Source organism: Thermostichus sp. OS-CIW-20 (genome assembly GCF_054061455.1).
This window is the reverse complement of sequence record NZ_JBSSEF010000002.1, coordinates 101,313-118,262: the sequence shown is the minus strand read 5'-3', so window position 1 is coordinate 118,262 and position 16,950 is coordinate 101,313. Positions and strand designations below refer to the sequence as shown.

At 62.0% G+C, this 16,950-nt stretch carries 15 protein-coding genes and 1 pseudogene; 5 read left to right on the top strand and 11 right to left on the bottom strand.

Annotated features, from left to right (window positions below):
- Positions 1 to 1,242, top strand: a complete 1,242-nt coding sequence (gene ribB / locus ACVWXC_RS01450; protein ID WP_457390679.1) for a 3,4-dihydroxy-2-butanone-4-phosphate synthase — start codon at positions 1 to 3, stop codon at positions 1,240 to 1,242.
- Here the strand turns inward: ribB and ACVWXC_RS01445 are convergent.
- The 3 genes and pseudogenes from ACVWXC_RS01445 to ACVWXC_RS01435 all read right to left on the bottom strand — a co-directional run bounded on the left by ACVWXC_RS01445 (position 1,231) and on the right by ACVWXC_RS01435 (position 3,780).
- A complete protein-coding gene (locus ACVWXC_RS01445; protein ID WP_011431268.1) occupies positions 1,231 to 1,656 on the bottom strand; it encodes a hypothetical protein in 426 nt (141 codons plus the stop codon). The two genes, ribB and ACVWXC_RS01445, sit on opposite strands and share 12 nt — an antisense overlap.
- A 136-nt stretch (positions 1,657 to 1,792) precedes the next feature.
- Entirely contained in the window at positions 1,793 to 2,779 is a 987-nt protein-coding gene (locus ACVWXC_RS01440; protein WP_457390778.1) for a GntR family transcriptional regulator, read from the bottom strand.
- Positions 2,779 to 3,780: pseudogene (locus tag ACVWXC_RS01435) on the bottom strand (RNA-guided endonuclease InsQ/TnpB family protein). Before ACVWXC_RS01435 ends, ACVWXC_RS01440 begins: the two are co-directional and overlap by 1 nt.
- 439 nt (positions 3,781 to 4,219) lie before the next feature.
- Between ACVWXC_RS01435 and ACVWXC_RS01430 the strand changes: the two are divergent.
- Positions 4,220 to 4,798 carry a DoxX family protein gene (locus tag ACVWXC_RS01430; RefSeq protein WP_041438584.1) on the top strand — a complete coding sequence of 193 codons (579 nt, stop codon included), beginning with the start codon at positions 4,220 to 4,222 and terminating at the stop codon, positions 4,796 to 4,798.
- 38 nt (positions 4,799 to 4,836) lie between these two features.
- On the opposite strand, the gene ACVWXC_RS01425 is transcribed toward ACVWXC_RS01430, so the two are convergent.
- Genes ACVWXC_RS01425 through ACVWXC_RS01415 form a run of 3 tightly spaced genes read right to left on the bottom strand, consistent with a single transcriptional unit; the run spans position 4,837 to position 8,886 of the window.
- Positions 4,837 to 7,068, bottom strand: a complete 2,232-nt coding sequence (locus ACVWXC_RS01425) for an RNA degradosome polyphosphate kinase (RefSeq protein ID WP_240527329.1) — start codon at positions 7,066 to 7,068, stop codon at positions 4,837 to 4,839.
- Between the two features lies 1 nt (position 7,069).
- Positions 7,070 to 8,029 carry a branched-chain amino acid ABC transporter permease gene (locus tag ACVWXC_RS01420; protein ID WP_011431272.1) on the bottom strand — a complete coding sequence of 320 codons (960 nt, stop codon included), beginning with the start codon at positions 8,027 to 8,029 and terminating at the stop codon, positions 7,070 to 7,072.
- The gene (locus ACVWXC_RS01415; protein ID WP_011431273.1) at positions 8,029 to 8,886 is read right to left on the bottom strand and encodes a branched-chain amino acid ABC transporter permease; all 858 of its coding nucleotides are present in this window, start codon (positions 8,884 to 8,886) and stop codon (positions 8,029 to 8,031) included. Before ACVWXC_RS01415 ends, ACVWXC_RS01420 begins: the two co-directional genes overlap by 1 nt.
- A 105-nt stretch (positions 8,887 to 8,991) precedes the next feature.
- On the opposite strand from ACVWXC_RS01415, the gene lptC reads away from it, so the two are divergent.
- Both lptC and ACVWXC_RS01405 read left to right on the top strand, forming a co-directional pair.
- A complete protein-coding gene (gene lptC, locus ACVWXC_RS01410) occupies positions 8,992 to 9,993 on the top strand; it encodes an LPS export ABC transporter periplasmic protein LptC (protein ID WP_457390682.1) in 1,002 nt (333 codons plus the stop codon).
- A 76-nt stretch (positions 9,994 to 10,069) separates the two neighbouring features.
- A complete protein-coding gene (locus ACVWXC_RS01405; protein ID WP_457390684.1) occupies positions 10,070 to 11,734 on the top strand; it encodes a sulfatase in 1,665 nt (554 codons plus the stop codon).
- A 3-nt stretch (positions 11,735 to 11,737) separates the two neighbouring features.
- Here ACVWXC_RS01405 and ACVWXC_RS01400 read toward each other — a convergent pair whose 3' ends face one another.
- Complete coding sequence (locus tag ACVWXC_RS01400) at positions 11,738 to 12,226, bottom strand: DUF3531 family protein (RefSeq protein WP_011431276.1); 489 nt, start codon at positions 12,224 to 12,226, stop codon at positions 11,738 to 11,740.
- Between the two features lie 413 nt (positions 12,227 to 12,639).
- Between ACVWXC_RS01400 and fabG the strand changes: the two genes are divergently transcribed.
- Positions 12,640 to 13,401: a 3-oxoacyl-[acyl-carrier-protein] reductase gene (gene fabG / locus ACVWXC_RS01395; protein WP_011431277.1), complete on the top strand. Its 762-nt coding sequence runs from the start codon at positions 12,640 to 12,642 to the stop codon at positions 13,399 to 13,401.
- 5 nt (positions 13,402 to 13,406) lie between these two features.
- On the opposite strand, the gene ACVWXC_RS01390 is transcribed toward fabG, so the two are convergent.
- From ACVWXC_RS01390 to secG, 4 genes are all read right to left on the bottom strand, one after another.
- Positions 13,407 to 15,062 carry a gamma-glutamyltransferase family protein gene (locus ACVWXC_RS01390; RefSeq protein ID WP_457390687.1) on the bottom strand — a complete coding sequence of 552 codons (1,656 nt, stop codon included), beginning with the start codon at positions 15,060 to 15,062 and terminating at the stop codon, positions 13,407 to 13,409.
- Positions 15,063 to 15,099: 37 nt separating this feature from the next.
- A complete protein-coding gene (locus tag ACVWXC_RS01385; protein ID WP_011431279.1) occupies positions 15,100 to 15,792 on the bottom strand; it encodes an HAD family hydrolase in 693 nt (230 codons plus the stop codon).
- Between the two features lie 115 nt (positions 15,793 to 15,907).
- Entirely contained in the window at positions 15,908 to 16,570 is a 663-nt protein-coding gene (locus ACVWXC_RS01380) for a YqiA/YcfP family alpha/beta fold hydrolase (RefSeq protein ID WP_011431280.1), read from the bottom strand.
- 14 nt (positions 16,571 to 16,584) lie between these two features.
- On the bottom strand, positions 16,585 to 16,824 hold the full coding sequence (secG, locus tag ACVWXC_RS01375; protein WP_011431281.1) for a preprotein translocase subunit SecG: 240 nt from the start codon (positions 16,822 to 16,824) through the stop codon (positions 16,585 to 16,587).
- Positions 16,825 to 16,950 lie beyond the last annotated feature (126 nt).

Sequence of the window (16,950 nt, the reverse complement as noted above, 5' to 3'; positions counted from 1 at the left end):
ATGAGTGCCACTTTGCCGGCAGAGACAGAAACCATCTTTCACTCCATCCCCGAAGCCCTGGAGGACCTCAAGTGTGGTCGCATGGTCATCGTGGTCGATGACGAAAACCGGGAAAATGAAGGGGATCTGATCTGTGCTGCCCAGTTTGCCACGCCAGAGGTGATCAACTTCATGGCCACCTATGGGCGGGGCCTTATCTGTCTGGCCATGCAGGGATCCCGCCTCGACGAGCTGAAGATCCCGCTGATGGTGGGGCAAAACACCGACAGCAACCAGACAGCTTTTACCGTCAGCATTGATGCCGGGCCAGAGTTAGGGGTTTCTACAGGCATTTCCGCTGCCGACCGCGCTCGCACCATCCAGGCGGCCATCCATCCCCATACCCGACCGGAAGATCTGCGCCGCCCTGGGCATGTCTTTCCGCTGCGGGCGCGGGAGGGCGGGGTGCTCAAACGGGCCGGCCACACGGAAGCGGCGGTGGATCTGGCCATGTTGGCCGGGCTGTACCCGGCAGGGGTGATCTGCGAGATCCAAAACCCGGATGGCTCGATGGCCCGCCTGCCCCAGTTGATCGAATTTGCCCGTCAGCACAATTTGAAAATTATCACCATCGCCCATCTGATCGAGTACCGCCTGCGCACCGAACGGCTGGTGCACCGGGGGGCTATCGCCACTTTGCCGACGGAGTTTGGCCAGTTTCAGGTCTACGGCTACCGCGACACCCTTAACCAGGTAGAACACCTGGCGCTGGTGAAGGGGGATCCGACCCAATTTGCCGCCAAGCCCGTCCTGGTGCGGGTGCATGTGGAATGCCCCCTGGGGGATGCGCTGGGATCCCTGCGCTGCGACTGTCGCCGCCAATTGACCGCCGCCCTGAAGATGATCGACCACCAGGGCCAGGGGGTGCTGGTGTACCTGCGCCGGCAAGAGCTCAGCCTTATCGAGCAAATCAAGTCCTATGCTCGCCAAGATCTAGGGCTAGCTGAAACTGGGCCGCCAGCAGCGATGGATCTGCGGGATTACGGCATTGGCGCCCAGATCCTACGCGATGTGGGGGTGCGGAAGATGCGCCTGATCAGCAATACCTCTCGCCACATCAGCGGCCTGAAGGGATTTGGCCTGGAAGTGGCCGAGCGGGTGCCCCTACTGCTGGAAGAGGAGGACGTGAATTTGCACTTGAAGCCCTCCTGCCCCCTCAGCGGGAAATCCGAGCCGCAACTCTACTCCGGCTTAGGCCTGTAGAGCGTTGTAAGGCCGAGCGCCCCGGTAGAAGAGGGATCGCGCTGAAGGCAGCTCGGCATCGACCCTAGAGACCTCAGCAGCTCGCTCCCAGAAGCGCCAGAAGACTCGCCTGCGGGGGGAGGGAGACGGTGCCGCTGGCTGAGAAGAACCCCCCTGCAACAGTTGCTTCGGCAAAACCGGCACTTCCGATCCCACCCGCGACCACACCTCAAACCTAGGAGGGCGCACCACCACAATGCTGATCAAGGAGCCGCGATCCATCTCGCGGCGGCAACTGGCGATAGCGTCCTGCAGCCGAGCAAAGCTGCGGTTAAAAGCGTAGAAATAATCCTGAAAGCGGATGGCCTCCCAAAACCCTTCCTTTGTCACCGCCACATGGTCGTGGTCGGCGGAGGCGTAGTCGAGGATCACCATACGTGTAAAGACTGATTAGTGATGAGTCAAATCAGGATGGTTTTTTACCGTATTTCCACTTAAGCACGACATTGCACAGCCCGTCATCCGCGAAATGGCTTGCTTGCAACAAAAGGAGTTTTCTCGCCCTTGCTGCTCATGGGATCCCGCCCAATTCCTGTTGCAGCTTGGCCATGGCTGCTTCTCCGATGTGAGGGGAAGCACAGACCAGGTTGGGCGTGCGGATCAGGTCGGATCGGGCTTGGCGCACCAGAGCGCGCAGGGTAGAGTAGCTGGCCTCGTCGCAGATGAGGGTGTGGGCGCGGCGAATCAGGGATCCCACCCGTTCCGTATCGGAAATCACCGCTGTCAGCACCAGCAGGTCTGCTCGCAAGCTTTGGACGATCACCTCGGCAACTTCTAGTAGGGCAGTGCTGATGCTCACCAGCCCCAGACAAGCGTGGGAAGGCAATTGGCGGATCAGGGCAATTTCGCGGGCGTAATCCGACACCTCCACCGGGAGCACACGGGCCCCCCGCGGCTGGGCAATGGCCTCGACGGCGCTGAGAAAATAGTGCAGCGTCACCACAGTGCCGGAATGGATCTGATCCAGCACGGCGGCCAGGTCTTCCAACAGCACCAACTGGACCCGGATGCCCAAAGTCTGTTGGATTTGTTGAGCCATGAGTTGTCCTGTGCCCAAGTCTCGGCGGGGCACGCACACCAGCACCTGAGCACTGCAGCGCAGCCGCCAGTCGATCTCGGCCAGCAGCAGATCCCGCACCTGCTCCAGAGAAAAGCCTTGCTGCTGAAGCTGATCGATGCCCTGACGCACCTGCTCCAGCGCCTGTTTGGATCGATCCAGGTTCTTGCTGAGACCGCGAGAACGGTTAACCGCCTGGCGAGCAGTGCCGCTCACGTAAATGCCGGAGGCGGCGCGAGTTTCCACCAGGCCCATGGCCTCCAGTTGGCGGTAAACCTTGTGGATGGTGTTGCGATGCAGGCCCGTCTGCATGGCCAACTGACGGGTGCTGGGCAGGCGACAGCCGGGAGGAAATTGCCCGCAGGCAATGCCAAAACAGAGCAAGTTGAAGAGCTGGACTGAGCCAGGGATCCCGCTCTCCGGCTGAATAGAAATGCGCATCATGGCCTGCTTTTCTCCGTGACGTACTCCCGCACCCATGCTGACGCATAGAGTGCAGGCTTCCCAGTGACTCCTGCCCGATAGCAGGACATTTCCTGAGCTTGAAGAACGGGACGCCCCACCGCTCTGGATTTGATGACCCTCGCCGAGTTGTGATCCCTGCCAATACTCAGCCCACAGTGCGGACAATCGTGCCACCGCTCATGCAGCTTTTTGGGCACATCTCGACCACACCCCGAGCGCTCTTGACTCGTGCCATTTGGATCCCCTGCAATCGTCAACAGCCCAGCTCTTTCAGCCTTGGCTGCCAAGATTTGCAGGAACTCACCCCAACCGGCGTCATCGATAGATTTGGCCAACCTTGTCCTTGCCAGACCTTTGATGTTCAGCGCCTCATGGGCTATATGTCTTGCAAAAGCTGATGAGCAACTTTGTGGTGAAAATCCCGGCGCTGGTTGGCTACTTTCTGATGCGCCTTGCTCAACCTCTTGACCGCTTTCTGGTAGCGGTTTGACCCCTTCTGCTTGCGCGATACAGACCGTTGCAGCCGCTTGAGGGGCTTTTGCGCTTTACGGTAATACTGAGGAACCTCGATAACCTCACCCTCATCGGTGACCAAGAAAGAGCTTAGCCCCAGGTCTATCCCCATCGTGTTTTCCCACGTTGGCGGGTCAGGGCTCCATTCCGGGACAGACGGATCCTGCAGGTTCAAGGTGAAGTACCACCCATCCACCTTGCGGGTGATGGTGGCCGTTTTAATCACGAAGCCGTCCGGCAAAGGACGGTGTTGGATGAGCTTGACCGGCCCAATCTTGGGCAGATGGATAAACTTTCCCCGGATACAGTCCTGCTTCATCTGAGGGAAAGCGATTTTGCTCCCACCCGTTGAACCGTTCTGCCAAGCGATAGTTGTACTGCTTACGCAGCAGCTCCAGCCACTCACCCATCAGGGCGACTTGGCTAGCAGTGGGCCGCAAGCGGTACTGGTAAGCGGTTCTCATGATGAATGCATTGTACCTGTTGAACGCTCCCGCCTCTCATCCCGACTCTGACCGGCCCGCCCCATATATCCCCTCGCCCCCCTATATCCCCCCGTATACGGGGGGACTGGGGGACTGGGGGGCTGGGATATAGGGGGGTACAGAGCGGGGCTTCCAGGACTACGTCCCGCTAGCGCGAACGGCGGATTAGCTAAAGACAGGGATCGTCTGCCAGAAGAATTGCGCCAACACTTCACAAGGATAGGCACTCGAGAACGGCTCGGGCGCATCTTGTCCAAGCGACGCTGCGGGGGCAGGGATCCCCTCTGTTGCTGCGCCCACCCCCAACCCAATGGCCGACGATCCGGCCTCCGAAGGACAGGGGATCCCGCCCTGGTCTTGTTACAGAAATTTAGAATCGTTACAATAGTTAGCATCTTTGCATTGCAGGTTGCATCTCATGGCACTCACTCAGCAGTTTCCCGTGCTGCTCGTCTCGGTTTTGCGTCACGACAGCGTTCCTCCGCGGTGGTCCCAGTTGGGGTGGACCGTCTTGCGGGTGGTGGCGGGGCTATTCATGATTCACAACGGCCTCGACAAGCTGGCCGATATCGAAGGGTTTGCGGCGGCCTATGTGGAAGTGATCGGCTTGCCGTTCCCCATCTTTTTCTCCTATGTAGCCGCCTACACTGAACTGATCGCAGCTCCCCTGGTGGCCCTGGGCCTGTTCACGCGGCCCGCCGCATTGAGCCTGGTGGCCACGATGGCGGTGGCCATGTTTCACCACATCAAGGTGGCCGGCTTCAGCATTCCTTACCTGGAGCTATCGGCCATCTACGCGGCCATCTTCTTGGCCTTTGCCGTCAATGGCGGCGGTTGGTTCTCTCTGGATCAGCTCTTGGTGAACGGCATTGAGGCGGGGCTGAACCGCTCCAGCCGACAAAAGTTGGAGAGCTTGCAGTCTTCGCTGCAGGCCACCGAGCAGGTGATCGCCCTGGGCGAGCAAGAGGCCGAAGCTGCCCAAACCCCTCGCTCCTAAGCCAACTTCCCAGAGGGAGAGGGGACCGGGGGTGAGGGCTAAAGGCGGCTGGCGGCCCGCTCCATCAGGCGTTGGTGGGTGGAGCGTACCGGCTCTCCCGGCTTGGGCTGTCGCTGTACGTAGGTGCCATCGGGACGCAATTCCCAAGCTTGCCGGTTATCCGTCAGACAGATCTCCAAGATCGCCTTCAGCTCTTGCTGCAACAGGGGATCCTCTACAGGGGTTACCACCTCGACGCGGCGATCCAGGTTGCGGGTCATGTAGTCGGCGCTGCCGATGAAGTACTCTTCCTGGCCGCCGTTGTAGAAGTAGAAGATGCGGGAGTGCTCCAAGAAGCGCCCGATGATGCTGATGACACGGATGCGCTCGCTCAGGCCCGGGATCCCTGGCTTCAGGCAGCACATGCCACGCACAATGAGGTCGATCTCCACCCCTGCCTGGCTGGCCTCGTAGAGCACTTGGATCATGCGCGGGTCGGTGAGGGAGTTGACCTTGACGATGATGCGTCCCCGCTGGCCGGCTTGGGCATGGCGCATCTCTCTCCGGATCAAGGCTTCCATCCCCTGGCGCAGGGTGCGAGGGGCCACCAGCAGCTTGCGGAAGTGCCGTTGCCGCGAATAGCCCGTCAGCAGGTTAAACAATTCTGTTACATCGTTACAGAGAGTCTCATCGCAGGTAAACAGGCCCAAGTCAGTGTAGATGCGGGCGGTCTTGGGGTTGTAGTTGCCGGTGCCGATGTGGACATAGCGGCGCAGGGATCCCCCCTCTTCCCGCACCACCAGCGCCAGTTTGCAGTGGATCTTCAGCCCCGGCAGGCCGTAGGCCACGTGCACCCCAGCTTTTTCCAGCTTCTTGGCCCAGAGGATGTTGTTTTCTTCGTCGAAACGGGCTTTGAGTTCCACCAGGGCGGCCACCTGCTTGCCGTTCTCGGCAGCCTGGATGAGGGATCCCACCACCGAGGAGTCGCCGGAGGTGCGGTAGAGGGTTTGCTTGATGGTGAGCACCTGGGGATCGTTGGCCGCCTCCTCCAAAAACCGTTCCACACTGGCAGCAAAGGAATCGTAGGGGTGGTGCACCAGCAGATCCCCTTCCCGGATGACGGAGAAGATATCCACCGGCTCATCGCTGACCGAGGCAGTACGCAAGCGGGGAGGGGTGACGGGCCCCCAAGGGGGATCTTTTAAATCAGGGCGGTTGAGGTTGAGAAACGCCATCAGCCCCCCCATGTTGAGGAGCCCATCCACCTCGTAAACGGAGTCGGCATCCAGATGCAGCTCTTCGCACAGCCGTTGGCGAATGGCAGAGGGCATCGACTTGGCGATCTCCATGCGCACCACCGAGCCAAAGCGCCGTTTGCGCAGCTCTTCTTGAATGGCTGCCAGCAGATCGTCGGCCTCGTCCTCTTGGATCTCCAGATCGGCGTCGCGAGTGATGCGGAAGGGGTAGTACTCCAGCACTTCCATGCCCACGAACAGGGCCTCCAGGTGATGGGCGATCACCTGATCCAGCGGCACGAAGCTCACCCCGTCCCGCAGCGGCACAAAGCGGGGCAGGGTGTTGGGCACCTTGACGCGGGCAAAGTGTTCCTTGCCGGTCTCCGGATCCCGCACCACCACCGCCAAGCTGAGGCTGAGGTTGGAGATATAGGGAAAAGGATGGCCCGGATCCACCGCCAAGGGGGTGAGCACGGGAAACAGGCGGCGGTCGAAATACTCCCGCAGCTCCTGCCGCTCCGGTTCGGCCAGCTCGGAAAAATCGCGGATGTGAATGCCCTGTTCCGCCAGCTTAGGCACCAGTTCCTGCCGAAAACACTCGTGTAACTTTTGAATCAGGGGGCGCAGGCGATTGGAGATCTGCCGCAACTGCTGCTGCGGTGTGAGGCCATCTGGAGTCAGCACCAACACACCCGTCTCCAACTGACGGCGAATCACCGCCACTCGCACCATGAAGAATTCGTCCAGGTTGCTCTCGAAGATGGCCAGAAACTTCAGCCGCTCCAACAGGGGAGTGCGCTCGTCCAGAGCCTCGTGCAACACTCGGGCGTTGAACTCGATCCAGCTCAGCTCGCGGTTGAAATACTGCTCCGGCAAGGCATAGCCCTCCTGGATGGGCGCAGTCGGGATCCCGGGCTGTCCGGCATCGGGATGGCAGCCTGTCGCGTCGGGGTTGTGGGGCGACAAGGGAGAGTCCGTTTCCTGGGGGCGCGGAGTCATGGTGGCAGAGGTCTGGGTTGTCTCAAACACGTCAACAACGGCTGCAGCCGACCCCATCCTATCCTGCTGGGTTCTGCTTAGACGAAACGGAAGTAGCCACAACAGGCTTGGGCGGACGTTCTGGCAACAGCCCTTGGGAGCGCGTGAGAAGAATCACCTGCAGCAAGATCCCGATCAACAAAATGCGCAAGGGGCCGGCCCGGGTGGCCCATTGGGGCGGCAGACGGTTGGTCAACCATTCGCTGCCCGACCACACGCCCCAAATCACCAGCGCCCCCAGCAGGGCGCCGCGGTTGTTGCCGCTGCCCCCGGCAATCAACATCACCCAGACGATGAAGGTGGCAAACTCCGGCTGGAAGGCTTCCGGGCTGATGAAGTTGACAAAATGGGCATAGAGCGCCCCCGCCAGCCCCATGAGCATGGATCCCAGGACAAATGCCTGCAAACGAAACTGGAGCACATCTTTGCCAGCGGCTAGGGCTGCCGGCTCGTCCTCGCGGATAGCCCGCAGCACCCGTCCCCAAGGAGAGCGATAGGCCCGCTCGCTCAGCCAGTAAACCACCGCCAAGACCAGCAGCACCAAGCCCAAGTACAGCAGCGTATCCTGTCCTGGGATCCAGCCGCGAAAGGGCCGCGGAATGCGGGTGATGCCACGCACGCCGTTGGTCAGCCAGCCCTCGTTTTTCAGGATTTGGCTGATGATCTCGGCAATGCCGATGGTGGCGATGGCCAAGTAGTCGGAGCGCAGCTTGAGGGTGATCAAGCCGATCAAAAAGGCGATCGCCCCGGCGGCGACCACCGCCATGGCAAAGCCCACCCAGAACGGCAGATCGAACCCGCCCAGGTGCTCAGGGGTGGGCGGCGTCGTGGCAATGGCGCTGGCGTAGGCCCCCACAGCAAAAAAGGCCCCCACCCCAATGTTGAACATGCCGGCGTAGCCCCACTGGATATTGAGGCCCAGCACCAGCACGCCGTAGATCCCCACTAAAACCAAAAAGAAAATGGCGTAGCTCAACATCAGGCCCGTCCTCCCAACAGCCCTGTGGGCCGCAAGATCAGCAACAGCACCAGAATGGCAAAGGCCACCCCCGTCTTGTAGGCTGGGCTGAGCACCAAAGTAGAAAACTCCTCCGCCAGGCCAATCACCAGCCCCCCGGCGATGGCCCCGTAAGGGCGACCAATGCCGCCGAGGATGGCTGCAGCGAAAACGGGCAACAGCAGCCGCCAGCCCATGGTGGGGTGCAGCCGCGTATCCAGGCCCAGGAAGATGCCCGCCACACAGGCCAAGGCGGCGCCAATGGCCCAAGTCCAGAGAATGATCCGCTCCGTATCGATGCCGGTCACCTTGGCCAAGTCAAAATTGTCGGCCATGGCCCGCATGGCTTTCCCCACCCGCGTGTGCTGCAAAAACAGGTGCAGCGCCACCACCAACAGCGCCGTTCCCACCAGAATCGCTACCCAATCCGGCTTGACGCGCAGCCCCCAAAACTGCCAGGGCAACTGGATGCCGCTGCGGTACACCTGGTTGTTGGGCCCCCAGAGAATCTGCACCAAGCTGCGCAAGATCAGGGCCGTGCCAAAAGAAGAGATCAGCAAAATCACCGGCGCTTCCCGGCGCAGGCGGCGATAGACCAGTTGGTCGATCCCCACCGCACACAGTGCTGTCGCCAAGGCCGCCGGGATCCAGCTCACCTCTAGCGGCCAACCCCAGCCGACAAACGTCAGGGCAAAGTAGGCCCCCAAGGTCATCAGATCCCCGTGGGCAAAGTTGGCAAAGCGCAAAATGCCAAACGTGAGAGACACCCCAATCGCCCCCAAAGCATAGATGCTGCCCAGGACGAGGCCGTAGATGAACAGTTGCAACAGTTGGGTCACACCTGCCCCCGCAATACCCTGCCCTGATGATGCCACAGCGGGATCCCATCCGGCCCAGCGGCAGGGTAAAGCTAGGGTAGGAGAAAGCGCGCAAGAGAGAGAGCCATGCAGCCCAGTTCTTCTCGGATCCTAGGTTGGCTAGTGGTTTTGGCCCTGCTGAGCGCTGCCTGTGGTGGGCCGGAGCCACCCCCGGCCAGGGATCCCGAGGCTCCTTCCGCACCCATCTCCACCCCCCAGTTGATCTACGAAGACATCACCCTCACCCAGGCCAAACCCGATGGTGGCCTGCTCTGGCGCCTCCAGGCTCGCCTGGCCGAATACGAGTCCCCCCCAGAAAATGGCACCACTCCCGTGCAGTTGGGATCCGCCCATTTGCAGTCTATCGAGGGAGAGTTTTTCGACGCAGAGGATCGCGCCATTCGCGTCCGGGCCGAGCGGGGATCCGCCTACCCCGGCGAGCGGCGGCTGGAACTGACGGGCCAGGTGGAGGTGGAATCGGAGCGGGACAACCTGCGCCTGCAGGCAGAGCGGCTGCAGTGGTTGCCGGAACAGCGCCTCCTCGAAGCCGAGGGCCAGGTGCAGGTGGAGCTGTTGGACGGCCGGGGATCTCTGGAGGGGGATCGCTTGCGCATCGACTTTGGCCAAGCCCAGATGCAACTGGAGAATCGGGATCCGAGCCAACCGGTGCGGGCCAAGTATCGGGATCCGGAGCTGGAGCTGGCCGCCCGCCGTTTCTTGTGGGAATTTGGCGCCGGCGAGGTGCAGGCGCTGGGAGCAGTCGAGGTGGATGCCCCCCAGCAAAGGGTGCGCCTCAGCGGCGAGCAGTTGCGGGCTCCGCTGCCCCTAACCGAGCTGCGCCTGCTGGGCAACGTGAAAGCCAAAGCCGTTCGCGTTGGCGGGACGGAGTCCCTGCAAACCGGCCAAGAGTTGCAGGCCCAAGAGATCCGCTGGCGCATCGGCTCCACCCAACTGCAGGCCCTGGGCAATGTGCGCTACCGCCAACCTGGTCAGGCTTTGACTGTGAGTGGCGACAGGGGCCTGCTCGACTGGCAGAGCAACACCATCCGGATCCAAGGCAACAGCCAAACCCATCTCACCCTGCCCTAAGGGCCAAAAGGCCGGCGGGAGCGTGTCAAGATAGTTTAAGAACCCTCTGGGGTGGGTTGTGGTGAGGTTTCCAGAAATGGCAGAGATGCCGAAGGGGGAGCGCCCCAACATTCTATTGATCGTGCTCGATACCCAGCGGGCAGATCGTCTCTCTTGCTACTGGTCGGAGGAAGAGCGGGCCCGCCAAGTCCCCACTAGCCCCAACCTGGATCGGCTGGCGGCAGAATCCACCCTCTTCGAGCGGGCCATCGCCCCCGCCCAGTGGACGATCCCCTCCCACGCCTCCCTGTTTACGGGGGAATATCCCAGCACCCACCAGACTGTCCAGGCAGACCTGGAGCTGAGCCCCGCCCTGCCCACCCTGGCGGAGCTGTTGAAACTGGGCGGCTACACCACCGTGGGCTTTTGCAACAACCCCCTGGTCGGGATCCTGAAAAACGGACTGCGGCGCGGCTTTGACACCTTCTACAACTACGGCGGGGCCCTGCCCACCCGCCCCCCCGAAGGCAATCCCTTGCCCACCCCCCTCAACCGCTGGCTGGCCGCCTACACCCAGTTTTGGCGCCGCCTCTCCTACCCGGTGCAAAACGCCTTTGCCCGCTCTGATACTCTCTTCCAACTGGCGCTGCACCCCTGGTTTGCCTCCCTCTGGACTCGGCTGATGAACTTCAAGGGCAACACGGCTGCCTCCATTGCTGACCTCAACGGTTACTTGCAGCAGATGGCCCGCCGCCAGTTGGATGGGCAAGCGCCGCCCTTCTTTTGCTTTGTCAACCTGATGGAGCCCCACCTGCCCTACTGGCCGCCGGAGCCCTTTGTGCAGAAATATGCTCCCTACTTCAAGACCAACCGCGAGGCGCGCGACTTTTTGCGGGAGTATAACGCCCAGCCCTACCGCTGGATGGCGCCCCTGCCCCAGCCGCTTTCCCCGCTGCAGGCCCAGGTGCTCAGGGACATCTACGATGCCGAGGTGGCCTACCAGGATCACCTGCTGGGATCCGTCTTCGAGACCCTGCGCCACACCGGCCTAGAGCAGAACACCCTGGTGGCCATCGTCGCCGATCACGGCGAAGGCTTAGGGGAACACGACTTTGTCGGCCACGCCTTTGTGGTTTACGAAGAGCTGATCCGCGTCCCCCTGATCCTGCACTACCCCGGCTACTTTCCAGCAGGAAAGCGCGTGGCCACCCCCGTTTCCACCCGCCGCCTCTTCCATACTCTCTTGGAAGCAGCCGGCTTCCGCCCCAGCCTTTCTCTAGCCAACGGCGCCCCCCGCGTCAGCCTCCAGCTTCGCCGCGAGATCGCCCGCCTCAGCCTGAGCCGCACCCTGGCCGGCGAGGATCCGGAGCAGGGAGTGGTGCTCAGCGAAGCCTTCCCGCCCCAGATTCTCCTGCGCGCCATGGAAAACCGCAACGACAACCTGCTGCAGGCGCGCGCCTGTTACGACACCCGCCGCGCTCTCTACGAAGGGGTGACCAAGCTGATCCAAACCGGAGATCGCCCCAGCCTCTACAACCTGGAGCAGGATCCGGCGGAACTGCAGGACTTGCTGGCGGCCGGGATCCCTTCTGAGCCGGGATCCCTTTCCCCCCAGGCTTGGCTAGACCGCCTGCGGCAAGGGCTGAGGCAGTGGTTGGAGTGGGCAGAATCGCGCCGGCCCAGCACCGCTCCTCGCCGAGTTGACATGGAAAGCAACACAGACTTGGTGCGGCGGATGCAAGAGCTGGGCTACCTGGAGTAGGAGCTATTCCAGCTCTCCCTCTTCCCCCCAATGATCCCGCAGGTAGCCGTTGAGATCATCATAGACATCGGTCTCCTCGGGATCCGGTGTTGGCCAGTCCTCGTTCTGCCCGCCGATGATGACGCGGCTGAGGTTAATGTACTCGAGGCTGAGGGTGCGCAGGGCGTTGATCAGCACATCCAGCGCCAAGGCATCGGCCGTGCCCAGGTCAAACCAGCAGCGGGCCCAGTTGCCCTTTTCTTCCAAGGATCCCATGTTGTGCATCAGGGAGGTCAAGGGAGCTGAGTCGCTGGGGTACTCCAAATAGCTCAGATCCACCTCCGCCTCTTGGGCCACCAGGCGCTCGGCGTTGAATCCCCCCAGCTTGCCCAGCACATACCAGGATTCCAGCACCTCCTTGAGGTACTCCAGCTCCGCTGGAACCGGCGGCTCCGCAAACTCAAACCAGATCCAGAGATTTCCCGGATCGCACTCGCGAAACTCCACTTGCATGGACGGTTCCTCGGCTAGGCCTAGCCATCGATCTTAATCTGGCCCAGCTTACTGGTTTCTCCCCAGAGGGCAAGGATCCTCCTGGCGTCAGCGCTTAGGGAACACCGTTCCGCTTGCGCGAGCAGCGACAGCACCTACCGTTGGGGCCTGCGGCCCGCTGACGCGAGGGGGTCTCCCCAGCCAGTTGCTCAAACGCTCCGCGCTGCTGATGCGACCAGCCGCGGCCCCTCTCCCAAGAGGAGCTAGCCCTCACCCCCAGCCCCTCTCCCAAGAGGAGAGGGGAGTTTGGGATCGAGGCGACAGGCGGTCTCATCGCTGTTGGAACGGCCATAGGGGGGAGTCTTCCCGCCCCAGACAAGGCCAAAGCATCCTATACTGTTGCGGCGGTAGAAATAAGCGGGAAGCTGCTGCCTATGTCTGAACTTCTCCCCTTGCCCTCGCTCCATAACCAGGTGGCGGTGGTCACCGGAGCCAGCCGGGGCATTGGCCGGGCCATTGCCCTTCACTTGGGGGCGATTGGCGCCAAGGTGGTCGTCAACTACGCTCGCTCCGCCGCCGAGGCCGAGTCGCTGCTGCAGGAGATCGCCGCCCTGGGGGGCGAAGGGATGGCTGTGGCCGCCGATGTCTCCCAGCCGCAGGCGGTGGAACAACTCTTCGAGCAGGTGATGGGGCGCTGGGGCCGGGTGGACGTGCTGGTGAACAATGCCGGCATGGCCCGCGACACCTTGCTGCTGCGCATGAAGCCAGAAGATTGGCAGGCGGTGCTGGATCTCAACCTGACGGGGGTCTTTCTCTGCCTGAAGGCAGCCGCCAAGATCATGGTGAAGCAGCGCCAGGGGCGCATCATCAACATCACCTCGGTGGTAGGCTTGGTGGGCAATCCCGGCCAGGCCAACTACAGCGCCGCCAAAGCAGGGGTGGTGGGCCTGACCAAGACGGCAGCCCGCGAGCTGGCCAGCCGCAACATCACCGTCAACGCCGTGGCACCGGGGTTCATCACCACCCAAATGACCGAAAAACTGGATCCTGGCCCGATTTTGGCGCAGATCCCCCTGGGGCGACTGGGATCCCCGGCAGAAGTGGCGGGGCTGGTGCGTTTTTTGGCGGCAGATCCGGCGGCGGCCTACATCACGGGACAGGTTTTTGCCATCGATGGTGGCATGGTGATGAGCTAGGCACTCTACCACGCCAGGGCTAGGCCATCGGCACGGGGTTCGGAAGCCGCAATGAAGTGATCCCCATCCCGCAAGAGGATCTGTCCCCGGCCAAAAAGACCGCAATCCTCTTCTGCGTCCACCACCTGCACTGCATGGCCGCGGGCGGAGAGTTCGCGCACCACCTGGGGCGGCACCGTGCTCTCCAGCGCCACCTGCGGGATCCCCTGATCCCACAGCACTCGCCAGCGGGGCGCATCCAGAGCCGCCTGGGGGTTCAGGCCGTAATCCACCAAATTCACCACCACCTGCACATGGCCTTGGGGCTGCATCGTCCCTCCCATCACACCAAAAGGGCCGAGAGGGATCCCTTCTCTGGATAGAAAAGCGGGGATGATCGTATGGTAGGGGCGCTTGCGGGGGCCCACCTGGTTGGGATGGCCGGGCTCCAGGGTGAAACCCGTGCCGCGGTTGTGGAGAGCAATGCCCGTGCCCGGAACCAGCAGACCACTGCCGAAGCCATCGAAATTCGACTGAATCAAAGACACCATCAACTCACCATCAGCTGCAGCCAGGTAAACCGTTCCCCCCTCCGGCAGCCCTGGCTGGGCCAGGGGGATCGCCTCCCTCTCGATCAACTGCCGCCGCCGCTGTGCATAAGCCTTATCCAGCATCTGGGCAGGACTGACCCGCACATACTCCGGATCCGCCACCTGTCGGCTCACATCGGCAAAGGCCAGCTTCATTGCCTCAATCTGCAGGTGATAGCGCTCGCCGGCATCGTAGGAGATCCGACCCAGCTCAAAACCCTCCAAAAGGTTGAGCGCCATCAAAGCGGCAATGCCCTGCCCGTTGGGGGGGATCTCCCAGACGGTGTAGCCGCGGTAATCTGTATGGATGGGTTCCACCCAATCGGCCCGGTGCTGGGCCAAGTCGGCGGGGGACAGGAAGCCGCCCGTGGCCTCCGAGAAAGCCAGCAACTTCTCCGCCAGCTCCCCCCGGTAAAAACTCTCCCCACCGCTACGGGCAATCTCTTCTAGGGTTTGAGCATGCGGGGGGCTGCTCCAGCGCTCCCCAGCCCGTGGGGCACGCCCTTGGGGAAAGAAAACGGCCTTGAAGGCCTCGTGGCGGGGATCTGGCAGGGGCAAATAGATGGACTCCGCCGCCTGCCACAGTTGGGCCACCCGGGGAGAGACCGGAAATCCCTCTTGCGCCAGACGAAGGGCAGGCACAAACAGACGCTCGAACGGCAGCTTTCCCCAGCGCCGGTGCAAGGTCTGCCAAGCGGAAACTGCCCCCGGCACCGTCACCGCTAACCAATCGTAGGGGGGGATCCGCCCATGGTCCCGGTACCGCTCCGGCGTCAGGGCGGCTGGGCTGCGACCGGAAGCATTCAACCCGTACAGCTGACCCTCCTCCCCCCCCTCCCACACCAGAGCAAAGGCATCGCCGCCAATGCCATTGGAGGTTGGCTCCACCACCGTCAAAGCCACCGCCATTGCCACGGCTGCATCCACAGCATTGCCGCCCGCCCAGAACATCTCCATGCCCGCCATTGCCGCCAAAGGTTGGCTGGTGGCCACGGATCCCTGTCTGCCCATCACCACCCGTCGCCGCGAAGCAAACGGATAGCGATCCAGGGCCTGCCGCAAAAAAGTGGGTGCTGGAGTGGGTGCTGGCATATCGCTACGCGACGCTCTCGCGAATGGGCTGGGCTCCCTACACAGGCAGGTTATCGCTACGCGACGCTCTCGCGAACAGGAGTGCGGCCAACTCCGCAAAGCTGTCCACCACCACATCTGCCCCGGCGTGGCGCAGTTCCTCGGCGGTGAAAGCCGTGGTGAGGCCCACCGCAAAACAGCCAGCCCCCTTAGCGGCGCGGATCCCATGGGTAGAATCTTCAATCACCCAACACAACGCCGGATCCAACCCCACAGCGGCAGCCGTTTTCAGGTAAGGCTCTGGGTCGGGCTTGGCCCGCTGAATGTCTTCGGCGGTAATCACCGCGTCAAACCAGCGGTGCAGGTCGAAGCGCTGGAAAATCTGCGCTTGATCCCGGCGGATGGCCGAAGTGGTGACGGCCAGGGCAGAAAAGCGCTGGCGGCTGGCCGCCAAAAACTCCAGCACCCCCGGCACCAGGGGTACCTCTGCCAGCAGCTCGCCAAAAGCCTTGGCCTTTTCCTCGATCAAGCGCTGCACCAGCAGGGGCTGTTCCGCAGGCGGGGTGTCTGTCTGGTGTTGGACGAGGTACTCGAACATATCGCGGTCGGTGCGCCCTTTGAACTGCAGGGAGATGGGGGCCAAATCCAGGGATAGGTGGCAGCGTTGCAGGGCAATGGCTCCGGCGCGGGCATGGATTGGTTCCGAATCCACAATCACCCCGTCCATATCGAAGAGCAAGCCGGCAGTCACGTCAGCCTTCCCCTGTTGTAGGCACAGCACTTTGGATTGCATAGACATTATATTGCATAGACATTATCGCTACGCGACGCTTTCGCGAATGGGCAAGCACGGGACAGGGATCCTCTTAACAACCATACTGCCCCGTCTCCATCCCCCACCCGCAGAAGCGGCTGGTGATCTGCCAGATGGGATCCAACACATCCGTCAGGGCGTGGTCACTCTCCACCGCCACCAGTTGGGCCCAGGGGCGACGGGCCACATAGTCTCGGCTGGCTTGAATGGGGATGGTGTCGTCTTGGATCCCATGCACAATTAGGGTGGGCACAGGCCGTCGCAACGCCCCATCCGGGTAGCGCTGGGCATCGGCAACAAAGCCGTACTCCAAAGGGAGAGGGCGGCCTTCTCCGTAGTGAAACACCATGAGTTGTCCGGTTCGCTGCCAAGTCTCCACCGCCTCTGCCCCCAGCCGCGGCAGCCAATGGCCCAGAAAGCCAAAGGCCGGTGCCAAGAGCACCAGACGCTGCACGCAGGGTTGCTGCTCGGCCACCCAGGCGGCCACCAGTCCCCCCAAGCTCGAACCAATAAGGGTAACGGGAGGATGGCCCATTTGCGCCAACTGCTCAGAAACCTGCCGGATCTGGCGGGTCAAGGTAAGCTGGGCAAAGTTGCCCTGGTTGAGATCGGGCACCTGCAGAGGGATCCCAAGCTGCTGCAGCCGCTGCCGGAAAAAAGTAGCCTTAGCCGATTGAGGCCCAGAGCCGAATCCGTGCAAGTAGATGACCGCCACGATGACAGGGATCCCTAGGGGCCTGTGGCTGCCGAGAGCCAGCCTGCCCCCAACACCACGCTGATGGAGAGGAAGAGGGTGGCCACCGTCCAGGTGATGCGGTTGAGGTTCTGCTCGGCACTTTTGGAGCTGGAGAACAATTGGGCCTGGCCGCCAATGCCCGCCAGCCCATCCCCTTTGGGGCTATGCAACAACACCAGTATCACCAGCAAAACGGCCGAGGCAGACCAAAGGAACTCGAAGAAGGCTTCCATCGCAGAGGATCCCACTAGGGCACGTTGCTGAAGCTATTATCGCCTGTATCTCCACCCTGGCACACCCTGCGCTCCCCTTCCAAAATCCATTAGATTGGAGTTTCAGCGTGGGATCTCTCACTGCCA